This window comes from Actinomadura rupiterrae, from assembly GCF_024172125.1.
Classification (GTDB): Bacteria; Actinomycetota; Actinomycetes; order Streptosporangiales; family Streptosporangiaceae; genus Spirillospora; species Spirillospora rupiterrae.
In genome coordinates this window covers 124,085-133,083 of sequence record NZ_JAMZEA010000020.1, presented here as the reverse complement: position 1 = coordinate 133,083, position 8,999 = coordinate 124,085, and the positions used below count along the sequence as shown (strand labels likewise).

The following is an 8,999-nucleotide window of genomic DNA, read 5'->3' as shown; positions in this document are numbered from 1 at the left end:
CGAGGAAGTTCTTGTCCGGTCTCGGCCAACTCGCGAGTAGCTCAGCTGCCCTGCGCGGAGTGGTCCGGCGCGGTTCCCTCCACTGAATCGTCGCCGAGCCGGGCGCTGCTCGTTTCCATCTGGGGCGCAACCTTGAGCACGCCGCAACTTGGCCGTGCGCTGGCCGCGGGGGACCGAGGCATGGTCACGTCGGTGATCTCAAACGCGCGCTCGAAGTCAGGCTTTTCTGGGGCGGGTGAAGCCGAGCAAGGTGGGGCGGCGGTAGGGCTGGATCTGGACGACGGTGCCGGTGTGGGGAGCGGCGATCATCTTGCCGGGGCCGATGACGAGGCCGACGTGTCCGGGGTTGGTCGTGGAGGTTCCGGGGCCGGAGTTGAAGAAGACGAGGTCGCCGGGCTGCTCGTGCCCATTGGGCACGCGGGGTTCGTGGTTCCACTGGTCGCCGGAGACACGCGGGATGCTGATTCCTGCGGCGCGGTAGGCGGCTGACGTGAGGCCGGAGCAATCGTAGGCGTTCGGGCCCATGGCACCCCAAACGTAAGGTTTGCCGAGCTGGGCACGGGCGAACGAGATCACCTTGGCGGCTGCTCGGTTCGGCGCAGCTGCGAACCCGGCGTCGGGGCCCGAGGCACAACCGATGGGGGCTGCGGTCGATGGCGTCCTTCCTGATCTTTTGGCGTACGAGGCGGCCCGTTTGAGGACGTCGTTCACGTAGGTATCGGAGTGGTTGTAGCCGAACAGCGCAGCGCGGATGTTTCCAGGGGCGCCGTTGTGTTTGAGGTAGCGGGCGGCGGTGGGGATGGCATCGGCGGGGTCGTATCGGTTGCGGCGGCCGTCGTGGTTGCCGTCGATGCCGAAGGTGGCCCAGGTTCCGGCGAGGAACTGCATGGGCCCGCCTGCTCCGGCGTAGTTCTCACCCGAACTGGTTCCCGGTTCAGTCGAACGGCCGTGGTCGGACTCGACCGAACCGACGGCGGCCAGGATGTTCCACGGTATGCCGTACTCCTGTCCTGCCCGCACGTAGAGCGCGAGGTAGTTGGGCGGGATGTCGGTGGTCCCAGTGAGGCTTGAGCCGGTGCCAGAAGGAGGGGCGCAGACCGTTGGACCGGTGCCGCCTCCCGAACTGATTGTGCTGGAGAGTCCGCCGAGGATGGCGACGAGCAGGACAAGGAATGCTCCGGCGGCGCCTCCGAGCGCCAGGGGCATTAGGGGCGCTCCAGGTTCGGTTGTGCGTGGCCGAGGATCTTGGGCAGTTCTATGAGGCGCGCTCTGCGGGCGCTGGGGCCGATTGGAAGCCAGACCTGTTCGGCGGGACCGTCGTCGGGCTGAACCCCGCTGTGGACGGCCGTTGCGGCTGGGACTGGCGAGGTTCGGATGAGGCGCTGGAGGTTGGTCTCTCGGGCACGGGAGGGAAGCCAGAACAGGACGGGTGTGGAGATGCCCGTCGACTCGGCCAGAGCTCTGTAGCAGGCGAGTTTCTCAGCGACCTTGGGCAGTGGCTCGGTGCCGGTGTCGTGCTCAAGGAAGAAGTCGACCTCGGCCAGGCCGTCCCCGGGGCCGGGCTCGGCCCAGCGTCCGTAAGCGTCTGGACGAACGAGGTCGCCCCACAAGCTCGCGCATCGTCGTTGGGGCCACCATTCCTTCACGGCTGAGCCGTTGTTGCGGACGCGGGCGTGGTGGTGGAGCTGGGTGAAGAACTCGTTGACGCCGGTCTGGTGGCCGAGCTGGCGGGAGTGGCAGACGGCCAGGGCGGTGGTGCGTTTGTAGCCGAGCTCGGAGATGTCGATGCCGCGTTGCCCGGCCAGGACATGTGCTCCGGCCGGGCCGAGGACCCAGTGCCAGGGGCGCGTGCCGACCGGCGTCCAGGGCTGGACGCGTTCCAGCGCGGACATGCGAAACAGCTCCAGAAGGCGGTGCCGGGCTTTGCCGGGGGTGGAGAAGCAGATCGCGGCGAGTTGGTGGGTGGTCAAGACGCGGTGGTCCCAGACCAGTTCGAGGATGTAGCGGTCGCGGTCGGTGAGGCGGTGGGCGAGTTCGGCCAGCAGCTCGGGCGACATCCGAGGTGGCGGTGCCGTGGTCGGACGGCGCATGCGGACAACACGACGACTCATTCGGGCTCCTGAATCGAGGTGGGAACGACCTGGTCAGCGCTGGCGCGGGTCGCGCAGCGCGGCCTTACGCGGCTGTCTGGGCTTGCGTACCGAGTGCGTCGCGCGTTGTGCGGACCACTGACGGGCCGCCTTGCGCGCCTCGTCCTGGCGGCCGGGCGTTGGGGCGGCGAGCGGTCGGGTGCGGAAGGTGAAGGCGGGCGTCTGCTGGGTGCCGGTGACCAGGCGAGCGACGGCTTGGTAGGCGCCCAGATGGGACAGGTCATGAGCTGAGAGCAGCGGGGCGACGTGGCGGGCCAGGTCGTGGGCGTCCTCGGGTGAGGTGGTGAAGTAGAGCTTGTTGCGGGCGTCGGCCGACACTGCCTCGCGCAGATCTTTGGGGAGCTGGGTGAGGTGCTGATGGGCGAGGACGAGGGAGAACCGGTAACCGCGAGCCTCGGCGAGGACGTCGCCGATGGAGCCGGGCAGGTTCAGGAAGTTGTGGCACTCGTCGACGTAGGCGGCGGCGTCCGGCCGCTGGTCCTCGGGGAGCAGGGCGCGGCGGGTGATGGCCTGCCAGGTGTGGGCGAGCAGCAGCGATCCGAACAGCCGAGCCGCATCCTCACCGAGTACGCCCTTGGGGAGTCTGGCCAGGACGAGCCCGCCGCGGTCGAGGTGCCGGCCGAGGTGCACGGTCGACTCGCTGGCTGAGAGTGCGTCGCGGACGAACGGCCGGAGCAGGACGGCGCGGAGCTTGTTCATCACCGGCCCGATGGTCGCGGCGCGGCTGGCGGGCGAGAGCTCGTCGTAGTCCGCCCAGAATCCGGACAGCAGCTCGTCGTCGAGCTGCGCGGTGATCCTGGCGCGGTAGGCGGTGTCGGCGAGCAGTCGGGGGACTTGGGCGAGCGTGGCTTTGGGCCCGTTGACCTGGGTGAGGGTGAGGCAGGCCGAACGGAGCAGGTCGTCCAGACGCGGTCCCCAGGACGAGGAGAAGCAGCGCCGGAAGATCGTGATGATCGAGTCGACCGCGAATCCCGGATCCGGGCCGGCCAGCACGTTCACCGAGGGCGGCGGCGCCGAGTCTCCAGGGTCGAACAGCACCGTGCGTGAGAGAGCGTGCTCGGGTAGGCGGTCGAGGACGTTTGCGACCAGGTCCCCTTTCGGATCGATGACCAGAGTGCCACGGCGGGCACGGACGTCGTCAAGGATCATCGAGGCCAGCAGCGTCGACTTCCCGACCCCGGTCTGACCGAGCACATGAATGTGCTGGCGCGCGCCGGGGATCGGCATCCCCACGGGGCGCGGGTGTCCGGCGTCCGCGTCACCCAGCACCCGGACGTTCCCGCTGGCCGGGACGAGCGGCGAGGGCGCAACAGGACGGGCTCCGGCGCGGGCAATGCCCAGGGCGTCCGGATCGAGCGGCAAGTGCGCCAGCGCGGCAAGCTCGCTGGCGGACAGAAGGTACCCACGAAACAGTCGTCGCCGTGCGATGCAGCGGCCGGGGAACAGGAGGCGGCGCCGCCGCAGGTACTGGTGGCCGGAGCTGAACAGCGCGAACGTCGCGGCAACGCTGTGGGCGCGTCCTCGCAGCTTGCGGCGGATCGCTTCGCTTGGTTGGGCGTTGGTGGAGACGGCGTAGCGGACCTGTACCTCGAACCGCGGCTGGGCCGCCTTCTTGAGGATGGCTCGCACCTGTTCGGCCCGTTCGGGAAACCTGCGGGTCAGCTCCCATACCTGCTCGGCCGCGTCGCTACCTGGAGTGAGCAGGTCGAAGAGGCGGGCTTGCGGCGCAGCTGAGGAGCCGCCGCGTAGCGCGGCGGCGGCCCGGTGAGCGTGGTTCAGGCGCCGTCCGGTGACGGGCCTGGCCAGGACCTGCACGACGGCGCGTTCCCCGTGCCGGAGTCCGGAGAACGCGCCGAGCAGCGCCCGCAGCGGGTCGGACTTGTGCTCGACTGTGAGCGGGAAATGATCAGGACGAGCCAGCACCACGCGTCCGCCGACGCATTCGTTTCCGGGCGGTATCGGCGCCTGGTCGGCAAGCTTTTTGAGCGTGGCGCCTGGCCATGCCGACTGCACCGTCTTCTCCATCAGCCCTGCGGGAACGCTCCCGGGAACCCAGATCTGGATCCGAGCTCCGGCTTCGTCGGCGAGGTACTCGAACACCACGTGCGGTTGCCCGACGAGCAGCCTTTTCCAGCGCGGCCTCAGCAATCCGACTTGGTGGGTCCACCAGGCGGCCGCGCTGGACGGCTCCACGTTCGGCGGTACTGACACCTCGATCAGGTAGGCGTCGCGTTGCCAGCGCTGGTGGCGCCACTGCCAGAGCAACCAGCGCGCAGCACACCAGGAACCGACTGAGGCCGCTGCGCCACCGCCCCACAAGGGGGCTCGCGTGGCTGCGATCGTGAGCAGGTGCCCCAGCCCAGGCGGGAGGGGAAACAGGATCACAGTGGGTCCCCTTCGTCGCCGAGATGGTCGGCGAGTTCGGCTGGGTCTGTGGTGACGAGGCTGTGCTCGAAGGTGGAGGCTTCGCCGTAGAAGGCGGCGCGGTCACCGCTGTTGCCGCCGCACAGCAACCCCTCGCCCTTGTCGGCCGCCAGCAGGAACGCCTTTTCCCCGTCGGAGAGGTTGAACGCCGCGGCGACGGCCTTGATCGCTTGAGGGGACTGGCGCAGAAGGACCTGGGTGGCCGAGTTGGAGACCACCGCCTTGCCCAGGTCGGTGGAGAGCAGATCTTCAGCATCCTGGGTGACGACCGCGAGGCCGGCCCAGTGTTTGCGGGCGGACTTGGCGAGGCGGTAGAGGAAGCGCGCGCCTTCGGGCTCCTTCATCAGCAGCCACGCCTCGTCCACGACCACCAGACGCGGGCGGCGGTCATTGGGGTTGGCGACGCGTCGCCAGATCGCGTCGAGTGCCAGCAGCACTCCGACGGGTTTGACCTCCTCGGGCAGGTCACGCAGCGAGAAGACGACCAGCTGGCCGTCGGCGCGGGTTGTGGTCGGTCCGGCGAACAGGCTGCGATAAGAGCCGGAGACGAACGGTGCGAGGAGATCGGCCAGGGCGTGGCCCTCGTCGATGGCCTCAAGCTGGGCGACCAGGTCCTTCAACAGCGGGGCGGGCCGCGTCCAGGTGTCGGGGTCGGTGGTGATGCCTTTGGAGGCGTAGGCGGCCATGACCGCCCGGTCCAGGACGGCGCGTGCCTCCGGTGTTAGCGGTTCGCCGGTCATCGCGGTGACGAGGGTCTGGCAGAACAGCGCCCGGCGGGTGAGCGCGTCGTCGCTCTGGCCGCTGATCAGGTCGAAGGGGTTGAAGCAGACCCCGGGCGCGCCGAGCGCGAGGCGAGTCCCGCCGATTGCTTCGGCCAGTCGCCGGTACTCGTCCTCGGGATCGACGACGGCGACTTCGACCTGCTGGTAGAGCAGGCGCAGGAGTTCGAGCTTGGTGAAGTAGGACTTGCCGGCCCCCGAGCGCGCGATGGTGACCGAGTTGTAGTTGTCCTGGGCGAACCGATCCCACAGCACGACTCCCGAGGAGGCGATGTTCACCCCGTACAGGACCGGCTTCTGCCCGCCCGGCGCGTTCAGGTCGGGGGAGGCGAACGGGAAGCTCGCCGCCAGGGCGTCGGTGTCGAAGGTGCGGCGCAGCCGGATCGGGTCGGTGCCCAGCGGAAGGCCGGTGACCCAGCCGTGCAGCGCGCGGAAGGTGGTGGGCTGGGCGTCGAGCAGGAGCGAAGCGGCGAGCGCGCGGACCTGCTGGACTTCGGCTTCGCGCGCGGCGTGGTCGGGCGCATGGACGGTGAGGTAGAGCCCGACCTTGAACAGGCGCCCATACCCGCGCGCGATCGCGGCGGACAGCTCGGTCGCGTCCTCTGCGGCGGCCTCGGCGGCGAAGTCGACCAGCCGGCCGGCGCGGGCGTCCGAGCGGGACGCCGACTCCAGCCGGGCGAGCTGGCGGCGTAGCCGCTGCGCGGCGACCAACGGTGGGACGGGCTCGATGTGCAGAGAGAGGTCGAGGTGTCCTGGGTAGGTCAGCAGAGGCTCAAGCCATCCGGCCCCTACTTCCTGCGGGTATCCGGTGATCGCGAACGAGGAGCACACCGCTCCTGGGAGTTCGATGCTGCGAGCCCCGGTCCGCAGCGCCTGGGGTCCGAGGAGATCCCCGATTCCGGCACTGGCCTCGCCCTCCGAACTGGAGCGGCCATGCCCGAGGGTTTTGAGGACGGTTAGGGCGCGGGGCAGCTTCCTGACCTGGATCACTGGCTCTCCTGAGCTGTAGACGCGCTGTGGACGGGCGCGGGGGCGTCGGACGTGGCGCGAGTGATGAGGTCGTCGGGTCTGGCCAGGCCGGCGAGGCGCGGTTGGCCGGGCGACAGCGAGTCGGCCAGGACCTCGGTGCATGCGTCGGCGTCCAGCACGGCGGCGCCGATACCGAGAGTGGCGAGCGCGCGGACGGTCTCTTCGGCTCGGCGGAGCGTCACGGCGGCCCGGACATCGCGCGAGCCTGAGCGCGCCGGGCGTTGAAGTGAGAGTTCGGTAGTAGCAGGGTCCCGGATAACGACCAGGACGCGCCGGGTCAGCAGGTCACGGGACTGGCTGAGCTCTTCGAGGTAGGAGGCATGACCGCGAGCCGCCTGCTCCAGCGCCGGATGTGGGAGCTGGCCCGCTGAATCCTCCAGCTCAGTGATCAGCTCGGACAGGTCAGCCGAGCGGGACTGGACCAGGATCTGCACCGGCGCGTCCAGCGAGTTCAGCCATCGCCCGAAGGACGCGACCAGCGATGCCTGCTCGGCCGCCGTGCGCAGCGTGAACGACACGGTGCCCGCCTGGACGAGCACAGCGGCACCGCCGTCGGCCAGCTCCATCACGCCGTCCTCGCGAACGGCCCGGACGGGCAGGCTCAACGGCGCGGGAAGCTGGCCTCGCATCTTGCACCAGCTCGGGACAGGAGCGATCCCTTCCGGCGCTGGCACGCGGACCGCGCGTTGCAATGCATGCCGGACCCCGTGGACGGCCAGACGGTCCAAGCTCAGTCCGTCCCGTCTGCCGAGCGCCAGCGCGAATCCGACCGCGGCCAGCGGAATCAGCACGGCTGCGATCACGACCCACGGGGCTTGGTCTTGGGCGAGCATGTAGATCCAGGCCGCTGCCGCAGCAGTGCCACCCAGGATGAGCAGCTGCCGTGCGGTGAGTCCGGCGAGGACTTTGTCCGGCATCTCGACGTCCGCGGGGATTCTCGCCATCAGCGGCTGCTCGTCCTCGTCGAATCCCATCAGCGTGCTCCTCGGTGGCTGTAGTGGTGTGAGCGCTGCAGCCGCAGCGCGACCCGCTGCGGCGTCCGCGCCTGCGACGTGTCGGTTTGGCGGCGCATTCGATGGACGGGCCGAGATGAAACCGTCGGCCGCGAGCCAGTGCGGGGCGCGGCAGTGGCAGTGCGGGGCATCGGTGCACTGGGGCGGGCGGTCCACGCCATCCGCGATGTGAAGATCCCGGGTTGTGGCGGGGTTCGCCTGTGTTCGGTGGAGTGACTGGCGCGTTGAGCTCGGGAAGCGCGATCCCGCTGCCGATCCTCGTTGCCTCTTCGGGCTTCCTGCTGATCGCGCTTCGGCTGCTGCCGAGCCGTCTCCGTTTGGGCCGCATGCCCGCCAGCGGTAGGTCCGCTGGGCCTAGCGCCGGTGCCTTGCCCGCCGCCAGGACGCGGGCCCTGCCCACCTGGCGGCCCGACTTGCGGTCCTCTGCGTGGACCTCCTTGAGGGCCTCGTTTGGGGCCGTTCTTCGTCGCGGCTGTGCCCTTACCGCGTCCACGCGCCCCGCCAAGTAGACGCCCGACGGTGTGGTACATCACGATCGACTTCACCAGCTGGGTGGCCATGCGCGGCTGGGCCTGCTGCCAGATCGTCCTGGCCACCCAGGACGGAATCTTGATCATGATCCAGAGCAGGCAGATCACCAGCAGCAGGTCGACGCTGTCACGGTGCGAGGTCGGGATCCCGAGGAAAGGCGCGTTGGAGTCGGACTTGGCGAACAGCACCCGCAGCGCCGACACCAGCACCAGCGCTTGCAGCGTCTGAATCGCCAGCATCCCGGTCAGCCCACGCCACCACAGCCGCGCGATTCCGTCCGTGACCTGCAGGGCGTGGAGCATCAGCGCCAGCGGGGCGGCGGCGATCAGAACCAAGGTGATCGCCAGGCGGACGACGTAGATGAACGCCACGATCAGCGCCAGAACAACCGCCACCAGCGCGACGAGGACATAGAAGATGTGGTCCGTCGCCAGCGTCACCTCGACTCCGGAAGCCAGGGTCCTGCCAGCCTCGGCCGGGTCGATCCGCTCGGCTCCGGAGGTCAGAAACGCATCGGTGAGCCCGTTCGCGAAGGTGATCGCGTAGCCGATCAGGGTGAGACTGAGGTTGGAGGCCAGGAACGCCCACACCAGCCGCGGCAACACCTCTTTGACCGAGATCTCATTGGGCAGTGAATGCCCGACCATCATCAGCACGCCCGCGATCGCGACCAGCAGGACGAAGCAGGTGTTGGCGATCCACTGCGAGGTCGTCCACAGCTCCCGGATCCGCGCCATCGAGTCCGAGGTGATGGACGGCGTCCCCAACACCGTCGCCGACAGCAACTCGAAGGTCGGCTTGGCCGCGGATTCGACGAGCCCCTTGAACCAGTCCGAGATTGCTTGCCCGGTCATGCAGGCAAGATCGGCGAACCCGCACCCGCCGTCCCCGTCGCTCGTCGAGGAAGGAGATGGCTGCGGTGTCGAGCCGGACGGCATCGGAGTCGGGGTTGTCGCACTGGACGGCGGGGCGAGCGCCTTGCCGGGAGTAGCGGTGACGCTCGGGGCGGCGTTCGGTGTGGGCGAGGGGACCGGACTGCGCGCCGAAGGCGTCCTGGCCGGTTGAGCAACTGC

7 protein-coding genes are annotated in these 8,999 nt (G+C 69.3%); 1 reads left to right on the top strand and 6 read right to left on the bottom strand.

The genetic code is table 11. The features are described from left to right. Positions 1-216: 216 nt before the first annotated feature. The 6 genes from FHU30_RS44875 to FHU30_RS44850 form a co-directional block, all read right to left on the bottom strand. Positions 217-1,206, bottom strand: a complete 990-nt coding sequence (locus FHU30_RS44875) for a C40 family peptidase (protein WP_253883839.1) — start codon at positions 1,204-1,206, stop codon at positions 217-219. Then, entirely contained in the window at positions 1,206-2,111 is a 906-nt protein-coding gene (locus FHU30_RS44870) for a replication-relaxation family protein (protein WP_253883838.1), read from the bottom strand. Before FHU30_RS44870 ends, FHU30_RS44875 begins: the two co-directional genes overlap by 1 nt. Positions 2,112-2,144: 33 nt before the next feature. Further along, the gene (locus FHU30_RS44865) at positions 2,145-4,415 is read right to left on the bottom strand and encodes a type IV secretory system conjugative DNA transfer family protein (RefSeq protein ID WP_253883837.1); all 2,271 of its coding nucleotides are present in this window, start codon (positions 4,413-4,415) and stop codon (positions 2,145-2,147) included. Positions 4,416-4,531: 116 nt separating this feature from the next. Continuing rightward, positions 4,532-6,343 carry a VirB4 family type IV secretion system protein gene (locus tag FHU30_RS44860; protein ID WP_253883836.1) on the bottom strand — a complete coding sequence of 604 codons (1,812 nt, stop codon included), beginning with the start codon at positions 6,341-6,343 and terminating at the stop codon, positions 4,532-4,534. Continuing rightward, on the bottom strand, positions 6,340-7,356 hold the full coding sequence (locus FHU30_RS44855; protein ID WP_253883835.1) for a PrgI family protein: 1,017 nt from the start codon (positions 7,354-7,356) through the stop codon (positions 6,340-6,342). Before FHU30_RS44855 ends, FHU30_RS44860 begins: the two co-directional genes overlap by 4 nt. Beyond that, positions 7,356-8,780 carry a TrbL/VirB6 family protein gene (locus FHU30_RS44850; protein WP_253883834.1) on the bottom strand — a complete coding sequence of 475 codons (1,425 nt, stop codon included), beginning with the start codon at positions 8,778-8,780 and terminating at the stop codon, positions 7,356-7,358. Before FHU30_RS44850 ends, FHU30_RS44855 begins: the two co-directional genes overlap by 1 nt. On the opposite strand from FHU30_RS44850, the gene FHU30_RS44845 reads away from it, so the two are divergent. Beyond that, the gene (locus FHU30_RS44845; RefSeq protein ID WP_253883833.1) at positions 8,779-8,991 is read left to right on the top strand and encodes a hypothetical protein; all 213 of its coding nucleotides are present in this window, start codon (positions 8,779-8,781) and stop codon (positions 8,989-8,991) included. The genes FHU30_RS44850 and FHU30_RS44845 overlap by 2 nt on opposite strands. Positions 8,992-8,999 lie beyond the last annotated feature (8 nt).